We start from the raw sequence: 16665 nt of genomic DNA, 5'->3' as shown, positions 1-16665 counted from the left end.
ACGCCTCAGTGAAAGAGTGGGTGGAGTGTCGATCAGGCAATAACGGGCACATCCCTTTGCTGAACCTGTTCATCAGGCATTGGCTCCTAAGTGGTCATAACCGCGCAGGTAGTAATTCAAGGCTGAGATCAGCCAGCACAACACGAACATGCCGATGATCCAGTAACCAATTTCACCGAAGTGATCGCTGATTGCATTGATCGGGGTCCAGATGCCGCCGCTCAATTCAAGTTTGTCGGCAATCAGCCCGAGCGCTTCAACACCGCCGATAAATAACGCGACCACCACCGACGCCGCCGTGATGGTGATGTTGTAGTACAGCTTGCGCACCGGCTTTGAAAACGCCCAGCCGTAGGCGCCAATCATCACGAAGTTATCCAGTGAGTCGATCAAGGCCATGCCCACGGCGAACAGCACCGGGAACACCATGATTGACCACAGGCTGATGCCGTGGGAGGCGCTGGTGGCGCTGATGCCCAGCAGCCCGATTTCGGTCGCGGTATCGAATCCCAGCCCGAACAGAAACCCCACCGGGTACATGTGCCAGCTTTTGTTGACCAGGTTGAACACTCGGCGAAACAGGCGCGCCATCAAACCGCCGCTGTTGCTGACTATCCCGTCCAGCTCTTCAGGGGCAAAGGTTTTACCGGCTTTGACCTGTTTAAATTTTTTGTACACCGAGCGCAAAATCACCAGGTTGAGCACGCCAAACAACAGCAGGAATAACGACGACACCAGGGTACCGATCAGCCCGCCGGTTTCATGGAACCAGGCCATATCGTCCTTGAACGCCATGGCGGTGGCCGCAATGGCAAACGAGGCCAGCACCACAATGGTGGAATGGCCAAGGGAAAAGTAGGTGCCCACGGCTATCGGGGTTTTACCTTGCTGCATGAGTTTACGGGTGACGTTGTCGATGGCGGCGATGTGGTCCGCGTCCACCGCATGGCGTAAACCAAAGCTGTAGGCCAGCAAAGCCGTGCCCATCAATACCGGGTTGGTACCAAACTCACTGAACGCCCAGAGCCAGGCCAGCGCGTTGGCAGCAATCAGGCCGATCAGCAAATAGATCGCGTTGCGCGTGGTCTTCGAAGGTGGCGTTTGGACCAGGGGTTGGGCTATCGCTGTCATGTAAAGGCTCCGCTAAGGGGTAGATCGCTATTGGCGGTGGGCAGGCATGACGTCCTTGTTGGGCACCAGAAACAGCCACGACGCCAAGACAAACGGCATGGTCAAGGTCGGTATGCCCACCGGCGTCAGTAGCGTATTCAAAGCACCCTGTACAAATACAGTGAAAATTACGCCGATCAGGGTGTAGATCAGCACACGCCAGCTGGGTTTATTAAACGTCGAACCCAGCGCAATGGCCGTCAGCACGGCACTAAAGGCATACATGCCATTGTTGATATTGGCGTGTTCGGCTTGCAGCACCGTGGCGGTGAGCACCGCCAGCAGCGAGCCGCACACGGCAAACACCGCGGCCCACAACGATGACACCGCCAGCCCGGCGATAAACAACGCGCTGGCGATCAGCGAGCTGATCAAAAACACTTCAGAGATGCCGTTCAACAGGCCGTCGAACAGGTGAATGCCATCGAACAGGTCATTGTTGTAGGCGATCAGGTCATGGGGCAGGTTGGGCGAGGGCAGCGCGCAATTGTGCAGGCCGCCAAAGGCATAGCTGGCCAGCAGGAGGGTCCAGGTCACCAGCACAAAGGGTGCAGTCAGGGCGGCCACTTTCCAGGTTTTCAGGATGTCGGCGATGCAAATCATGACAATCACCGACACCACGCTGCCCAAGAGGATGCACAGCCACAGGATCGGGCTTACGTGCAGAAACGTCGGCAGGGCCGCGCCCACCAGGCAACCGTTGTAGCCGTACAGCCCGGCTTTCCATGACGCCCGGTCCTTGAGGTGAGCGCCGGCCAAGGTGGCGACAACCGTACCCAGCACACAGCCCCAGGCCACGGCCGGAATGCCCTCGCTGTAGGCACCGACGAAGATCGCGGCGAAAAACAGTACGCCGGTCAGCGGGTTGTTCTGGAACATAACCTGAGCACAGCCGCGCAGGCTGACATCGATGATCTCAATTAGCCGATTGCTGTTTGCCCATTGTGTCCATTTGGGTGCGGGTGCATTGGCAACATCCATCGAACTTCCTCCCCATTAAAGACTCCTGGCAGACGCTGGCAACAGGCTGCGGGCTATTGAAAGCTGAACCCGCCAAGCCGGCTGTTTAACGCCAAAGGAATTGCGCTGGCAACGTGACGCCCAGAATTTCTTCGCGGGCGATTTTCCAGAACTCACGGATCTGCGCTTTGACCTCGCCGCTGTCATTGCCCAGCACTTTGAAAATCAGCCCGCAGTTATTCGGCAAGCGCGTCACGCCGCTGGCCAGCCCGGCCTTGATGTCGAACAGCGCAGGCACCCGCGCGACAATCCGCTCGTGGTGTTCTTTGGGCGTCAGCAGCACCACGTTGGCGAACACATCGAAGGTCTGCATCACACCAATGGCGTCCAGGCTTTCCTTCTTCGGCTCCAGGATGTACTTCTCGACAAACAGCTCCCGGCCTTCGAGGGTTTGGGCACTGACCCGCGAAGAGTACACATCAAAGCCGAAGCGCTCATCGACATGGTGGTACTTGCGCCCCGACATCAGGATTTCGCAATAAATCGTGGTGGCCGTGGGGTGAATGTTGATCCGCGTGTCGGTGATAAATCGCGCATTGCGGTGCGGAATCAGCGGGTCCGGCATGAACTCCAGATAGCCGTTTTCCTCGATCTGAAAGTGCTGGATTTGCGAGGCATAGTTGGCATTCATCGAATGCACTTTGGTCGCCGACTGGGTGGTGACATGTGCGCATGCGCCCACCCCCACATTGATGTCGGTGGCCAGACGGTCGCCTTGCAGCACGCAGCCCGAGGTCGAGATCATGGTGACGCAGGGCAGGCCGGGCATTTCTTCGTCCCAGTACAAGGCCCGCTGCACCAGCGACGGTACACGTCGTTCAACGTCGGCCAAAATGCTGCGACCCCCACGCCGCTCAAACCCCAGGCGCAAGTACCCGCTTTTACCGACGGCGCCGCTGTTCATCTGTGGCGGTTCGTTCTGATACTCCGCCAGCTCCGGCGCGTCATTGCCTAATGCGTGAGCGCGAAGCCGTGAAGGGGTGTTCACGATGTTCAGGCTCTGTGAACTCATGCATTGACCTCTTGGGTGGAAGGTTTTTGGGCGAACAGAAACATGTGTTCGATCATGTCCACCAACTCTTCAATGCCCTGGCCGGTCTTGCAGTTGGTCAGGATATAGGGGCGGTTGCCGCGTACCACTTTGGTGTCGCTTTCCATCACATCGAGGCTGGCGCCTACGTATGGCGCGAGGTCGATTTTGTTGATGATCAAAATGTCGGCTTGCACCAGTCCAGGGCCGTTTTTGCGCGGGATTTTTTCACCTTCGGCCACATCGATCACATAGATGTAGAAGTCGGCCAATGCCGGGCTGAACGTGAGCGTCAGGTTGTCGCCACCGCTTTCAATCATGATCAGGTCGCTGTCGGGGAATTTCTCTTCCATCTCTTCGACAGCCGCGATGTTCATGCTCGGGTCTTCACGCACGGCAGTGTGGGGGCAGGCCCCGGTTTCAACGCCGAGGATTTTGTCTTCGTCCAGGATGCCCTTGAGTGTGCGTTTGACCTGTTTGGCGTCTTCGGTGGTCACGATGTCGTTGGTGATGATCAGCGGCTTGTAACCGCGGTTGATCAGGATTGGGGTGATGACTTCAATGATGGCGGTTTTACCTGAGCCGACCGGGCCGCCAATACCAATACGGGTAATCTTTTTCACAGCACTTGCTCCTAAAAACCAAGATGTAAACCGATGCCGCGCAGGCAGGTGCCAGACGGGGCGCATCGGGTTCAGTTCATAAACAGCCGCACGTGGGCTTTGACGTGAACGGCAGCGAGCACGTCGACAATCGGTACATACGACGACATTTGCTCGATATCGCCTGTTTGCGCGATGTCGCAGAAGGCTTCGATGTCGTGGTTGAGTTCAAACAGGATGTGTTGGGTGTCCAGGTGGGTGACCCGCATCAACCGCATTGCGGCGCTGAGAATGGTCATCGCCACCCCGTATTGATGCATCACCACCACCTCGCGCGCGCCGATGCCTTGGGTCGACATCACCACGGCCTGGGTCACGGGGTAGGTGCCTGCGGCGTTGCCGGCCTTGATTTGCTCCAGCCACCAGCGCACCAGCGGTGTCTCGACCACATGGATCGACATTTCGGCGAGTTTTTTGCCCATGCGCGTCGCCATCAGGCGGCTTTCTTCATTCAATTTGCGGTTATGCACCGCCCAGTCGGCACGCAAAATACCTTCGCAATCGTCCGCCACAGCGGCGCGATGCGCGGCCACCACCCCTATGCCATCGCAACTGGCAGCCTGTTTCAACGCTGTGTGCACGAAACCTTTAAGCGTCGCTACATCGTGCACGATGCCCGTGTGCACGGCGGACTCCACCCCATTGGAGAAGGTGAACGCACCGACCGGTAATACCGAGTCGCCAAACTGCATGATGCGGATCAGATCTGCTGCCTTCATGGTCACGCCTTTTGCGGTGCTTAATGCTTATGGTCGTGGTGCGCGTGGCCGTGCTCGTGGCTGTGACGATGGCGGATGCCGTCGCCATGGCTGTGCAGGCCTTGAGTCTTCATCGCGGCTGCGTCCAGTTTGTCCTGGGGGCTGGCGACATGGACGTGGGTGTCGGTTTCTTCGGCGCCGCCGAACAGCAAGCGTGCTTCGGATGGGGTGAGGTTGGGCACAATCTCGGCCCCGCCGACAAACGCGTAGGGCAGGTGCTCAAAACCATGGGTGCGCATCACCGAGTCCATCATTTTGGTTTCGACGGTGAGCGGGATGTAGACCTCATTGTTTTTGGTCACGGCTTTCCAGTGCTGGTTGCCCAAGGCGTGACCGAGTTCGAAGCTGGTTTTGATCAGCACATCCAGGGGCTGTTTTTTCAGTTCCTTGAGGTCAATCACCATCACATCGCGCAGGTTCAGTTGCACGACCACCGCGGTGCGGCTGGCTTCATCCCACAACAGCACGTCGCCGTCGGCCAAGACCACGTTGCGCTCCAATGAAATGCCCAAATCACGCCCACCTAGACTGGTGCGGCGGCAGCGGCTTTTTTGCGCTTCACGCGGGTCCAGTACCAACAAGTCGATATGGGCGCCTTCGAGGGTGTGTTGCCAGGCGGGGTCTTTCTTGGCGTTGCCCAGAATGTGTTCAATTAAAATCATGTTGCAAACTCCTTCCTTGATCCCCGGCCGTGGCGCACGCATGCACGGGACCGGGACGTCTGCTTTAACCGAAGAAATAACGCTGGTTCATGGTGGCCACATCAATCGGTTTGCACGTGGCATGAACGCCATCGACCTTGACCTCGAAGGTCTCCGGGTTGACCTCGATTTTTGGCGTCTGGTCGTTGCGCACCAGATCCTTCTTGGAAATGGTGCGGCAGTTGCGCACAGCCATGACCTGGCGCTCCAGCCCGGCTTTTTCTTTGACCCCGTCTTCCAATGCCGCTTGCGAAACGAAGGTCACGCAAGTGTCTTGCAGGGTTTTGCCGAACGCGCCGAACATCGGTCGGTAGTACACCGGTTGCGGCGTCGGCAGGGAGGCGTTTGGATCCCCCATCGCGGCCCAGTTGATCATCCCGCCCTTGATGACCATTTTTGGTTTGGCACCGAAGAAGCGCGGGTCCCACAGCACCAGGTCGGCCATCTTGCCCACCTCGACCGAGCCGAGCACATGGCTGACGCCTTGGGTAATCGCCGGGTTGATAGTGATTTTGGCCACGTAGCGCAGCACGCGGAAGTTGTCGTTGTTGGCGCTGTCTTCCGGCAACTTGCCGCGTGACACTTTCATGGCGTGTGCGGTTTGCATCACCCGTAGCCAGTTTTCACCGACCCGGCCCATCGCCTGGGAGTCGCTGGAAAACATCGAAATCACGCCCATGTCTTGCAGCACGTTCTCGGCCGCAATGGTTTCCGGGCGTACCCGGCTTTCAGCGAACGACACGTCAGCGGGCACGTTCGGGTTGAGGTTGTGACAGACCATGATCATGTCGAACAACTCGGCCTGACTGTTGACGCCGTAGGGCAGGGTCGGGTTGGTGGAGCTGGGCAGCACGTTGAGTTGGCTGGCCACCTTGATGATGTCGGGGGCGTGACCACCGCCTGCGCCTTCGGTGTGGAAGGTGTGAATGGTGCGCCCCTCGAAGGCATCGATGGTGTCTTCGACGTACCCGCATTCGTTGAGGCTGTCGGTGTGCACCGACACTTGAATGTCCATCTCATCAGCGGTGCGCAGGGCGTGGCGCAGGGCGTTGGAGGTGGCGCCCCAGTCCTCGTGAACCTTAAGCCCGGCCACACCGGCGATGATTTGTTCGGCCAGCGGGTCACGCGAGAACGAGTTGCCCTTGCCCAGCATGCCAACGTTGATGGGTAAGCCTTCGAGCGAGCGCAGCATCTGGCGAATGTTCCAGGGGCCTGCGGTCACCGTGGTGCCATTGGTGCCATCGGTTGGGCCAATGCCCCCGCCAAAGAAGGTGGTGATGCCGTTGGACAGGCCGTGATACGCCTGCTGTGGTGAGATCAAGTGAATGTGGGTGTCGATCCCGGCCGCCGTCAGGATCAGGTGTTCACCCGAGATGGCATCGGTGCTCACACCCACCACCATGTTATCGGTGACACCGTTCATGATCCCCGGGTTGCCGCTTTTCCCAATCCCGCAGATCTTGCCGTCGCGGATCCCGACGTCGGCTTTGATCACGCCCTGAATCGCGTCGATGATGGTGACGTTGGTAATCACCAGGTCGAGCACCCCGTTGTCGCGGGTCAAATGGTTATTGGCGCCCATTCCGTCACGCAGGGACTTGCCGCCCCCGTACACGGACTCTTCGCCGTAGCCGCGCAAGTCTTTTTCGATTTCAACGAACAGGTTGGTATCACCCAGGCGGATTTTGTCGCCCGTGGTCGGGCCAAACAGCCCGGCGTATTCTTTGCGTGAAATAGTTGGCATCAGGGGCTCCTTTCTCATGCGTCGCGCGCGTCGAGGGTGCAACGGTGCGAGGCAGAATATGAAATGCGCGCTTAATTGGCAGGCTTGGAAAACTTGAAGCCGCGATCGGCTGCGCGCTGAATCGCCTGCAATTTTTCCGGGCGTTCATGACCGCTGACCGTGCTGTCGGGCGCCCAGCCATCCACCAGGTTGTTGAAGCCGTACAGGGTTTGTTTACCGCCGTAAGGGATCAGCGGCACTTCAATTTCGTCGCCCGGCTCAAACCGGATGGCCGTGGTGGCGGTGATGTTCAAACGCTTGCCGAACGCTGCCGCGCGGTCGAATTCAAGGGCGCGATTGACTTCGAAAAAGTGAAAATGCGAACCCACTTGAATCGGGCGATCACCGGTATTACGCACTTTGACTTGGGTGACCGGGCGGTCCTCGTTAAACGTAATGGGCGCGCTGGCGTAAATGCAGCCGCCCAACGGCACGTTGTCTTCGCTGCCTTTGGAGACGCCACCGGGGTTTTTGGCGTGGGGGATTTTGTGGTCGGGGTGCGTGTCCTGATGCGGTGAGGCGGTTTTTTTACTGCTCATGACGGAGTCCTCAAACGGGTGTGTTTGGCGTTAACCGGCTGGACTGCGCGCCGTTATTTGATCGGGTCGTGCACCGTGACCAGGCGACTGCCATCGGTAAAAATCGCTTCTACCTGAACGTTTGGAATGAGGTCACTCACGCCTTCCATGACGTCATCTTTGGTTAATACTTTGCTGGCTTCGGTCATGACATCTTCAACCGACTTACCATCGCGGGCACCTTCCAGGGCGGTAACGGTAATAATTGAAACCGCTTCGGGGAAGTTCAACTTCAAGCCGCGCGCCTTGCGTCGAAGTGCCACGTCCGACAAGGTGTAAATCATTAACTTATCGATTTCTCTCGGGGTGAGCTGCATAGGCCCTCCTGGTAACAGTGCACTTAAAGTTTACGTTTCATCGCCCGTGTGAGTTTGAAACTTGTGGCCTTACACTCACGCGGCGCTGTGCATGTTTAGCGATAGACGGGCATTGATGTGCCCTGTGACTCTTTTGGTTTATGCCATGTTAAACGGGCGCGATCAGAGCGTAGACGATAAATTCCAGGCGGTGAGTGTCGCGATCAGTGTGGGTGAAGTGTGCCGGGGAAGGCTTGACGAAAGGCGTGAAACTGATCTCTCACCTGAAAATAAATAAAAACAATATGTTATGTGAATTATTTAATCCGGCTTGGTGGGGGTTGGCGGTCTTGTTGAACGATTTCGAACCGTATGAGCCGCCCAATTATTCATCTTCAGTGCTCTAAATCGTCTTTTATAGTAGGAACAATCCTAAGAAAAAGACCTGATTCATATCGGATTTCGATTCTTTGGGTGTACAGGAATCGTTGTTGCAGGGCCTGTTGGATTACTAGCTGTCTGGCTGTTGTGGGTTTTTTTTGAACACGTGTTTATGGCCCGGGTGGAACAGCGCGGTGTGCAGTTGATCATTCAATGCCGTCAACTGTCTGAGCATTTCAAGGCTTAACCAGACATAAGCATAAAAGGGCGTTTCAATCTCTTTTCCCTCAATACTCTTAAGTGCAAGTTCACGTAAGGCATGGCTGCTTTTACGCAGTTCATGGCTGATCTCATTGTTAGGAATGCCCATGACTAACTTGTTTTGCAAGGATTGAAGGGCCAGTGGAATCAACCGATTGAGATCACTTAAGGCGGGTTCATTCTTGATTAATAAATGATGGTCGCGAGAGGACCAGTACGCCTCAATCATCAGACTCAGCGTGGCTAATACGGTGCGGTGAAGGTTTTGCAGTGCGTTGAATACCTCAGGCTTCAAGTGGCTCTCGTTACTGGCCGCGCCGGTATAACTGCGTAGTTTGACCACCGTGTCCAGCTCTTCTTTAAGTTGCTCATCGAGGTCGGGGCGCTCTGGCACACGCGGTGAAAAGTAGGCCTCGTACAGGCTATTGAGCGTGCCCATGCTTTGACTGAACTTGATGCGCCAATCGGTATAGGCCCTTTGCGGATAAATACGGGTGTACGCAAGCGCTAGCAGGGAGCCTGCCAGCACGTAGGCGCTGCGCAAAACAGCGGCCTGCATGTCGTTGGGGGCTGAACAACTGACCACGGCAAGTGTCGCGCCAATCAGCAATGCCATGTACGGATGCTTGCCCAGTGTCAGGTAGCCGCACGCAAACATTACGGCCCCACACCACAGCAACATGGCGGGAAATGAATGCATTTCCAGGTACAACGCCACCAGGCCCGAGAGCGCGCCAATCACCGTGCCACCGGTACGCTGCACTGCGCGCGCGAACACGTTGCCCCAATACGGCAGCGGGCCCATCACGATCAGCATGGTAATCAGAGCCCACGAAGCATCATCGAGCTTGAAATAGCGGATGGCGGCAAAGGTAATCAGAAAGGACAGGCTGATGCGTGTCGCATGAATCCAGCGGTAATAGCGATAGGCCAACTGTTCCAGGGTCGAGATCTTCTTGCCCAGTTGCATGGTGGCCCCCATCGCTGCTGTAAACAGGTGTGGCAGCGTAGTTCAAGGGCGCACTGTCCTCCACATCCCGCCACGATTTGCCGGACGAAATCGAGGTGTCCCTGATGGCGTCAGGAACAGGGCGGATGCAGGCGTTGAATTCAAAGAGGGGGGATGCGATGGCGCAATAAAAAAGGCCATTACCTTCATGGGGATCCGGTAATGGCCAAAAATCTCAACCAAAGAGAGCGTCAGGACTGACCTGACGGAGGCGAATGTATCAATCAGCCACTTAGTTAGCTAGCTAAGCAGGTGTGAAACAGTTTTACCCTGCGCGCAACAATGGTGCGTTTTTGATTCTCTGTTTTGAAAGCGCCTGCTTCGCTGAGCCGGGTATCGAAAGACTCAGGTCGGTTCAAGACCTTTGAACTGTTCACCTGAAGGGTTAAACGCTACCCTTCGGCCCCATGCATATACCTGACATGAATCTATTGGTTGCCCTCAACGTCCTGCTTGAAGAAGGCTCGGTGGTGGGCGCTGCCCGGCGCATGAACCTCAGCGCTCCGGCCATGAGCCGTACGTTGACGCGTATCCGCGAAGCGCTCAATGACCCGATTCTGGTGCGCTCCGGTCGTGGGCTGGTGCCCACGCCGCGCGCCCTAGAGTTGCGTGAGCAAGTGCGCGGGGTGGTGGAGCTGGCGCACGGCGTTTTTACCCAAAGTCAGGACAGTGATCTGAGCCAACTGGACCGCACGTTCAGCATTCGCGCCAATGATGTGTTTTTCGGCATTTACGGCGGGGCCTTGCGTCAGCAAATGGCGCTGGAGATGCCCAATGCTGCACTGCGCGTGGTGCCCGAAGGCTTTACGGATGATGAGGCGCTGAACGAGGGACGTATTGATCTGGCGATCAGTGCCACCCATCACTTCAGTGCCGATATCAAGGTGCAGCAGCTGTTTAGTTGCCCCTTTGTAGGGCTTGCCCGTGAAGGACATCCGATTTTTCAGCAGGCCATGACCCCGCAACGGTTCGCAGGCTTCGACCATATCAGCGTGTCGCGCCGGGGTCGTGCCCGTGGGCCGATTGATGCAGTGCTGGCTGAACTGGACCTGGAACGCCGGGTGCTCTTCACCACGCCCACGTTCTACTCGGCGATTTTTGCGTTGGCCGACTCGGACCTGATTTTGCCGTTGATGCCGCAACTGTTGCTCAGGACCCTTGAACCGCTGGGTTTGAAGCTCAAGGCATTTGAACTGCCAATTGCGTTGCAACCGGTTGAAATCTGCCAGGCCTGGCACCCGCGCCTCGATAACGACCATGCGCATCGCTGGTTGCGACGCACCTTAAAAACCCTCTGCGACAACGCGTCGGTTTAAGCGCCGCCAGTCGATTGCGTTTGGTGCAATCCACAGTTGTCGATATATCAATTTTTATAGCTATCAGCGGTGATTAAACTTTTCGTCATCTTGTAAGGCGACGGAGTCAGCGATGTGTGGGCGTTATAGCTGTGGGCGTGATCTCGCGCCAAGAGTGGGGCTGTGACTGCGTTGACGGTCGGTGCGCAGGCGATCACCACGCCCGCACCGGCGCCCGCTGGCAGTGCAGCCTTTGGGTTGCGGATTTTTACCGGGCTGGTAGGCGTGTTGCTGGCGGTGCTGGTCGCAGGCTTTAACGAGAATGTGACCAAGGTCGCGATGCCGGACATTCGTGGTGCGATGGGCATCGGCTATGACGAAAGTACGTGGCTGCTGGCGGTGTATTCAGCCACCTCGATCAGTGCGATGGCCTTTGCCCCGTGGTGCGCGGCGACATTTTCACTGCGCCGTTTCACCCTCTGCGCCATCGGTGCATTTTTATTGCTGGGTCTGTTGTGCCCGTTCGCCCCCAATGTCGATGTATTGATGCTGCTGCGCACCTTGCAAGGCTTTGCCGGGGGCGCACTGCCGCCCATGTTGATGTCCGTGGCGTTGCGTTTTTTGCCCCCGGGAATTCGGCTTTATGGGCTGGGCAGTTACGCACTGACCGCCACCTTTGGCCCCAGCTTCGGCACGCCGCTGTCGGCGTGGTGGGTGGAATATGCCGGATGGCAGTGGGCGTTCTGGCAAATTATTCCGCTGAGTCTTTTGGCGATGGGGTGCGTGGCCTGGGGCCTGCCGCAAGACCCGTTGCGACTGGAACGTTTCAAGCAGTTTGACTGGCGCGGTCTGTTGCTGGGGTTGCCGGGGCTGATCATGTTGGTTCTGGGGCTGGAGCTGGGTCAGCGCCTGAACTGGTTTGAGTCGTCGATGATCCGCATTTTTATCGTCGCAGGCCTGGCGCTGCTGGTGCTGTTTTTTATCAACGAGTGGTCGCATCCGCTGCCGTTCTTCAAATTGCAATTGCTCAAGAATCGCAACCTGACACATGCCCTGATCACGTTGGGCGGGGTGCTGTTTGTGTTGCTGGCGTTGATCAAGATCCCCTCGGCTTACCTGGCGCAAATTCAGGGTTATCGGCCACTGCAAACCGCTCCGATGATGCTGTTGGTGGCTTTGCCGCAGTTGATTGCGCTGCCTTTGGTCGTCGCCTTGTGCAACCTGCGGCGAGTCGATTGCCGCTGGGTGTTGGCGGTTGGGCTGGCCTTGCTGGCGCTGGCGTGTGGCCTGGGATCGCAGGTGACCTCGGTCTGGAGCCGGGAAAACTTTTATGTGCTGCAAGCGATTCAAATCATTGCTCAACCAATGGCCGTGATTCCGTTGCTGATGCTGGCCACGGGCAGCTTGCACCCCGCTGAGGGACCCTTTGCCTCGGCCTGGTTCAACACAGTCAAAGGCTTTTCGGCAATGGCGGCGGGCAGCGTGCTGCAAGTGGTGACGCTAAATCGCGAGCATTTCCATTCGACGATGCTGGTGGACCGTGCGGGCAACTCACCGCTGGTGAGTGGCGATGCGGATTTGGCGCACCGCATCCATCAACAGGCGATGGTGCTGAGTTCCTCGGACTTGTACCTGTGCATGGCCGGTTTGGCTGTGTTGTTGATCGTATTAATCCCTTTTGGCCCGACGCGGATTTACCCGCCACGGGCGCCGAGCTGAATCTGTAGTGGAGCAATGACATGAGTACAACGCACGGGCGCAAGCCCTGGCTGATAGCCGCACTGGGCCTGTTGAGCGTTCTGGTGCTGTATGGACTGTGGCGTCTGGTGTTCGCGGCCTCGCCGGTGCAAAGCACCAATGACGCCTTTGTCAGCGCTGACTTCACCTTGGTCGCGCCCAAAGTGGCAGGTTTCATTGACGAGGTGCTGGTGCAGGACAACCAGGCGGTCAAGGCGGGCCAGTTACTGGCCCGTATCGACCCCCAAGACTATGAAACGCAAGTGCAAGCAGCCACTGCCGGCGTGGCCACGGCGCAGGCGCAGCAGGCCAATGCATTGGCCATGATGGAACGCCAGCGTTCCCTGATCGAGCAGGCCAGTGCCACGGTGGACGCCGACCTTGCGCAGGTGGAGTTCGCCGCCCATGAGTTACAGCGCTATGAGCACCTGGCCGGGCAGGGCGCGGGTACGTTGCAAAACTCGCAGCAGGCCAAAAACCGCTCGCAAACCGCTCGCGCCTTGCTGGCTCAGCACAAGGCCGCGCTGGAAGCTGCGCGTCAGCAAACCCGTGTGCTGGTGGCGCAACACACGGCCGCTCAAGCGTCGGTGCAGCACGCCCAAGCCTTGTTGGCCCGCGCCGAGCTGGATTTGTCGCACACCCGGTTGTTGGCGCCGTTTGACGGCATCGTCGGGCGCCGTAGCCTGCGGCTGGGGGCCTATGTCAAACCCGGCGACACAGTGATGGCGGTGGTGCCGTTGGCGCAGGCTTATGTAGTGGCCAATTTCCTTGAACATCAATTGACCCATATGCGCCCTGGTCAGCGGGTCACGATCCACGTCGACACCTTCCCCGGCGAAACCCTGTACGGCACCGTGGACAGCATTGCGCCTGCCACGGGCGTGACGTTCGCCGCCATCGCGCCGGACAACGCCACCGGTAACTTCACCAAAGTGGCGCAGCGGGTGCCGGTCAAGATCAGTCTGGATCACGACCAGCCCCTGGCTTATCAACTGCGCTTGGGCATGTCGGTGGACGCGGCTATCGATACGGCGTCGGACCAGCCGCAACAGGTGAGCGCGCGATGAAACACACTGCATGGGCCTGCGCAGTGGTCGGTTACTGCGCGTTAAACCTGAGTGGATGCGTGCTGGGGCCGGACTTTAAAACCCCGAATTCACCGCTTGCCCCGCACTGGGCAGCCACCCCGAGTGAACCCGGCCACAGCGCAGCGGTGGAAACACCGGTCGATACACAGTGGTGGCAGCGCTTTGGTGATGCGCAGCTCTCGGCCCTGGTCGGCGAGGCGCAACGTAACAACTTCGACCTGCAACGGGCGGCCAGCCGACTGGAGCAAAGCCTAGCACTGCGGCGTCAGATCACCGCCGACACGTTGCCCGCTGTCGACGCAGGGCTGGACTACAGTCGCAGCCGCAACAGCCGGCACGGTTTGAATGACCCCTCGGGACGCAACGGCAAGCAGGCCTTCAACCTGTGGAAGGGCGGGCTGGGTTTCAGTTGGGAAGCTGACCTGTGGGGCCGGGTCAAACGTTCGGTGGAGGCCGCCGATGCGTCGGTACGCATGGCCGAGGAAGATCGACACGGCGTGCAGCTGTTGGTCATTCAACAGACGGCACAGCATTACATCCAGTTGCGCGGCACCCAGCAGGCGCTGGCGGTGGTGGAGCAGAACCTGAACATTGCCCGGCGCACGCTGGCGTTGACGCAGTTGCAAGTGCAGGAAGGTGTGGCCACGGACCTGCAAGTGTCTGAAGCGGCCGCGCAAGTCGCTGAAATGCAGGCGCGGCTGGCGCCCTTGCAGCAAAGCAGCGCGCAATTGATCAACGCCCTGAGCCTGTTGCTGGGCAGGGAGCCGCGTGCCTTGCAGGCGCAATTGGCGACACCGGCGCAAGTGCCGTCTTATCAAGCGCCAGTGCCCATCGGGTTACCCAGCGAACTGGCGCAGCGACGCCCGGACATACGCCGTGCCGAGGCACAACTGCACGCAGCGACCGCTGCCATCGGCGTGGCCAAGGCGGACTTTTATCCGCGCATCACGTTGTCTGGCAGCCTCGGATTGCAGGCCATGCAGCTGTCGGACCTGGGCAGTTGGGGGGCGCGCAACTTTGCGTTTGGGCCTGGCCTGAGCGTGCCGCTCTTTGAAGGCGGACGCTTAAAAGGCGCTTTGCAGTTGCAAGAAGGGCGACAACAGGAAGCGGGCATCGGCTATCAGCAAACCGTGCTGCGGGCCTGGCACGAAGTGGACGATGCGCTGGTGGCGTATCAGGCCAGCCAGCGGCGTCGTGACAGCCTTGCGCAAGCGGTGCGCCACAGCCAGCGCGCGCTCGACAGCGTGCACCAGCAATACGCGCAGGGCACCGTGGATTTCCTGAACGTCATGACGGTGCAAAACGCACTGCTGGCCAACGAAGCTGCGTGGGTGGACAGCACGGTTGCAGTGTCGTTGTCGCTGGTTGACGTGTATGCCGCGCTGGGTGGCGGCTGGGAGGCTGGATCGGTCAATGCACGGCGCTGATGCAGCAAGCAACTGCATCACAGGTTGCGGGACTGAAGCGCGGGGGCGCAGATTTGCTATGCTCGCGCCCCTGATCGCCGCGTCTGCTGAGGCGTGTCCTTTTAATATTGAGCGTATTTATGCCTGCTGATACTCAACCCTGCGGGGTGCGCTTTTCCCGTTCTGACTACCGAACCTTGGGATTGGCGGCTTTGGGCGGGGCGTTGGAAATCTACGATTTCATCATTTTCGTGTTTTTCGCCCTGACCCTCAGTCAGTTGTTTTTCCCGCCGGACATGCCTGAGTGGCTGCGCTTGTTGCAAAGCTTTGGCATCTTCGTCACCGGTTATCTGGCGCGGCCGCTGGGCGGGATTTTGATGGCGCACTTTGCTGACCATTTGGGCCGCAAGCGAGTCTTCAGCCTGAGTATTTTAATGATGGCGCTCCCGTGTTTGCTGATCGGGATCATGCCCACCTACGAAGACATCGGCTACTTCGCGCCCTTGATTCTATTGGCCCTGCGCATCCTGCAAGGTGCAGCGGTGGGTGGCGAGGTGCCTAGCGCCTGGGTGTTTGTGGCCGAGCACGCACCGGCGGGGCGTCGCGGGTATGCACTGGGCTTTTTGCAGGCCGGATTAACCTTTGGTTACTTGCTGGGTGCGTTGACTGCCACGGTGTTGGCGCAGTTGTTTACCCCGGAGCAAATCCTCGATTACGCATGGCGTTATCCGTTTTTGCTGGGCGGCGTGTTTGGTGTGATAGGTGTGTGGCTGCGCCGCTGGCTGAGCGAAACCCCTGTGTTTTTGGCGTTGCGCGAGCGCACAGAGGGCCGGGCCGAGTTCCCGTTGCGTACCGTGCTGCGCGATCATCGCAGTGCTTTGCTGCCGGCCGCGTTGCTGACCTGTGTGCTGACCAGTGCCGTGGTGGTGTTTGTGGTGATTACTCCCACCGTGATGCAACAGCGGTTCGGGATGGACGCCAGCCACACGTTCGCCCTGAGCAGCCTGGGTATTGTGTTCTTGAACCTGGGCTGCGTGTTGGCCGGGCTGATCGTCGACCGCATAGGCGTGTGGCGCAGTATTGTGCTGTACAGCCTGTTGCTGCCGCTGGGCATTGGCCTGCTTTACGCCAGCCTGGTCGGGCAGTGGGCGCTGCCGGGGCTGGCGTACGCTTTTGCCGGCTTAACCTGCGGCATTGTCGGCGTGGTGCCGTCGGTGATGGTGGGGCTGTTTCCGGCACCGATCCGGGTTTCGGGGATTTCGTTTACCTACAACATCGCTTATGCGCTGTGGGCCAGCACCACACCGCTGCTGCTGATCGCGCTGATGCCGTGGAGCCCGTGGGTGTGCGTGGTGTTTTGTGCGTTGATGGGCATGGTCGGGCTGCTCACCGCCCGCCGGTTCGGCTTTGCGCGGGGCAATCATGTCGAGCGGCGCCTGGTGGCCAAGGTGGACCTGTAGTGCAGGTTTACGCTTAGAGAAAACCTTAGC

At 58.5% G+C, this 16665-nt stretch carries 14 protein-coding genes and 1 pseudogene; 5 read left to right on the top strand and 10 right to left on the bottom strand.

Going from position 1 to position 16665, the window contains the following annotated elements; translation table 11 throughout:
* Positions 1 to 72 precede the first annotated feature (72 nt).
* The 10 genes and pseudogenes from ACP7A4_RS12545 to ACP7A4_RS12500 all read right to left on the bottom strand — a co-directional run bounded on the left by ACP7A4_RS12545 (position 73) and on the right by ACP7A4_RS12500 (position 9610).
* A complete protein-coding gene (locus ACP7A4_RS12545; protein ID WP_059762867.1) occupies positions 73 to 1131 on the bottom strand; it encodes a HoxN/HupN/NixA family nickel/cobalt transporter in 1059 nt (352 codons plus the stop codon).
* 27 nt (positions 1132 to 1158) lie between these two features.
* Positions 1159 to 2151 carry an urea transporter gene (yut, locus tag ACP7A4_RS12540; RefSeq protein WP_426247123.1) on the bottom strand — a complete coding sequence of 331 codons (993 nt, stop codon included), beginning with the start codon at positions 2149 to 2151 and terminating at the stop codon, positions 1159 to 1161.
* Between the two features lie 85 nt (positions 2152 to 2236).
* A complete protein-coding gene (locus ACP7A4_RS12535; protein WP_426247121.1) occupies positions 2237 to 3202 on the bottom strand; it encodes an urease accessory protein UreD in 966 nt (321 codons plus the stop codon).
* Entirely contained in the window at positions 3199 to 3843 is a 645-nt protein-coding gene (gene ureG, locus ACP7A4_RS12530; protein ID WP_059762864.1) for an urease accessory protein UreG, read from the bottom strand. Before ureG ends, ACP7A4_RS12535 begins: the two co-directional genes overlap by 4 nt.
* A gap of 71 nt (positions 3844 to 3914) precedes the next feature.
* Positions 3915 to 4601: an urease accessory protein UreF gene (locus ACP7A4_RS12525; protein ID WP_426247118.1), complete on the bottom strand. Its 687-nt coding sequence runs from the start codon at positions 4599 to 4601 to the stop codon at positions 3915 to 3917.
* A 20-nt stretch (positions 4602 to 4621) separates the two neighbouring features.
* On the bottom strand, positions 4622 to 5302 hold the full coding sequence (ureE, locus tag ACP7A4_RS12520) for an urease accessory protein UreE (RefSeq protein WP_426247116.1): 681 nt from the start codon (positions 5300 to 5302) through the stop codon (positions 4622 to 4624).
* A 64-nt stretch (positions 5303 to 5366) separates the two neighbouring features.
* Positions 5367 to 7085: an urease subunit alpha gene (locus ACP7A4_RS12515; RefSeq protein ID WP_426247114.1), complete on the bottom strand. Its 1719-nt coding sequence runs from the start codon at positions 7083 to 7085 to the stop codon at positions 5367 to 5369.
* A 176-nt stretch (positions 7086 to 7261) separates the two neighbouring features.
* Positions 7262 to 7663, bottom strand: a pseudogene (locus ACP7A4_RS12510) (urease subunit beta); the annotation flags it as partial.
* A 53-nt stretch (positions 7664 to 7716) separates the two neighbouring features.
* Positions 7717 to 8019 carry an urease subunit gamma gene (locus tag ACP7A4_RS12505; RefSeq protein WP_059762860.1) on the bottom strand — a complete coding sequence of 101 codons (303 nt, stop codon included), beginning with the start codon at positions 8017 to 8019 and terminating at the stop codon, positions 7717 to 7719.
* Between the two features lie 490 nt (positions 8020 to 8509).
* Positions 8510 to 9610 carry an FUSC family protein gene (locus tag ACP7A4_RS12500; RefSeq protein WP_426247112.1) on the bottom strand — a complete coding sequence of 367 codons (1101 nt, stop codon included), beginning with the start codon at positions 9608 to 9610 and terminating at the stop codon, positions 8510 to 8512.
* 446 nt (positions 9611 to 10056) lie between these two features.
* Here ACP7A4_RS12500 and ACP7A4_RS12495 point away from each other — a divergent pair, with 446 nt between their 5' ends.
* The 5 genes from ACP7A4_RS12495 to ACP7A4_RS12475 all read left to right on the top strand — a co-directional run bounded on the left by ACP7A4_RS12495 (position 10057) and on the right by ACP7A4_RS12475 (position 16635).
* Positions 10057 to 10965 (top strand): LysR family transcriptional regulator, encoded by a 909-nt coding sequence (locus ACP7A4_RS12495; RefSeq protein ID WP_059762859.1) that lies wholly within the window; start codon positions 10057 to 10059, stop codon positions 10963 to 10965.
* Between the two features lie 171 nt (positions 10966 to 11136).
* A complete protein-coding gene (locus ACP7A4_RS12490; RefSeq protein WP_371260627.1) occupies positions 11137 to 12663 on the top strand; it encodes an MFS transporter in 1527 nt (508 codons plus the stop codon).
* 20 nt (positions 12664 to 12683) lie between these two features.
* The gene (locus ACP7A4_RS12485; RefSeq protein WP_059762857.1) at positions 12684 to 13748 is read left to right on the top strand and encodes an HlyD family secretion protein; all 1065 of its coding nucleotides are present in this window, start codon (positions 12684 to 12686) and stop codon (positions 13746 to 13748) included.
* Entirely contained in the window at positions 13745 to 15196 is a 1452-nt protein-coding gene (locus ACP7A4_RS12480) for an efflux transporter outer membrane subunit (protein WP_426247109.1), read from the top strand. The genes ACP7A4_RS12485 and ACP7A4_RS12480 overlap by 4 nt, the downstream gene beginning before the upstream one ends.
* Positions 15197 to 15315: 119 nt before the next feature.
* Positions 15316 to 16635 carry an MFS transporter gene (locus ACP7A4_RS12475; RefSeq protein ID WP_059762855.1) on the top strand — a complete coding sequence of 440 codons (1320 nt, stop codon included), beginning with the start codon at positions 15316 to 15318 and terminating at the stop codon, positions 16633 to 16635.
* Positions 16636 to 16665: the final 30 nt, after the last annotated feature.

Origin of the sequence: Pseudomonas sp. TWR3-1-1 (assembly GCF_049896545.1) — a bacterium.
GTDB classification, from domain to species: Bacteria; Pseudomonadota; Gammaproteobacteria; order Pseudomonadales; family Pseudomonadaceae; genus Aquipseudomonas; species Aquipseudomonas weihenstephanensis.
This window is presented reverse-complemented; position numbering and strand designations above follow the sequence as displayed.

Excerpts from the sequence above, each read along its gene's own strand:
- ACP7A4_RS12545 (WP_059762867.1), bottom strand. The coding sequence starts at position 1,131 with ATGACAGCGATAGCCCAACCCCTGGTCCAAACGCCACCTTCGAAGACC.
- yut (WP_426247123.1), bottom strand. The coding sequence starts at position 2,151 with ATGGATGTTGCCAATGCACCCGCACCCAAATGGACACAATGGGCAAAC.
- ACP7A4_RS12535 (WP_426247121.1), bottom strand. The coding sequence starts at position 3,202 with ATGAGTTCACAGAGCCTGAACATCGTGAACACCCCTTCACGGCTTCGC.
- ACP7A4_RS12525 (WP_426247118.1), bottom strand. The coding sequence starts at position 4,601 with ATGAAGGCAGCAGATCTGATCCGCATCATGCAGTTTGGCGACTCGGTA.
- ureE (WP_426247116.1), bottom strand. The coding sequence starts at position 5,302 with ATGATTTTAATTGAACACATTCTGGGCAACGCCAAGAAAGACCCCGCC.
- ACP7A4_RS12515 (WP_426247114.1), bottom strand. The coding sequence starts at position 7,085 with ATGCCAACTATTTCACGCAAAGAATACGCCGGGCTGTTTGGCCCGACC.
- ACP7A4_RS12505 (WP_059762860.1), bottom strand. The coding sequence starts at position 8,019 with ATGCAGCTCACCCCGAGAGAAATCGATAAGTTAATGATTTACACCTTG.
- ACP7A4_RS12500 (WP_426247112.1), bottom strand. The coding sequence starts at position 9,610 with ATGCAACTGGGCAAGAAGATCTCGACCCTGGAACAGTTGGCCTATCGC.
- ACP7A4_RS12495 (WP_059762859.1), top strand. The coding sequence starts at position 10,057 with ATGCATATACCTGACATGAATCTATTGGTTGCCCTCAACGTCCTGCTT.
- ACP7A4_RS12485 (WP_059762857.1), top strand. The coding sequence starts at position 12,684 with ATGAGTACAACGCACGGGCGCAAGCCCTGGCTGATAGCCGCACTGGGC.
- ACP7A4_RS12480 (WP_426247109.1), top strand. The coding sequence starts at position 13,745 with ATGAAACACACTGCATGGGCCTGCGCAGTGGTCGGTTACTGCGCGTTA.
- ACP7A4_RS12475 (WP_059762855.1), top strand. The coding sequence starts at position 15,316 with ATGCCTGCTGATACTCAACCCTGCGGGGTGCGCTTTTCCCGTTCTGAC.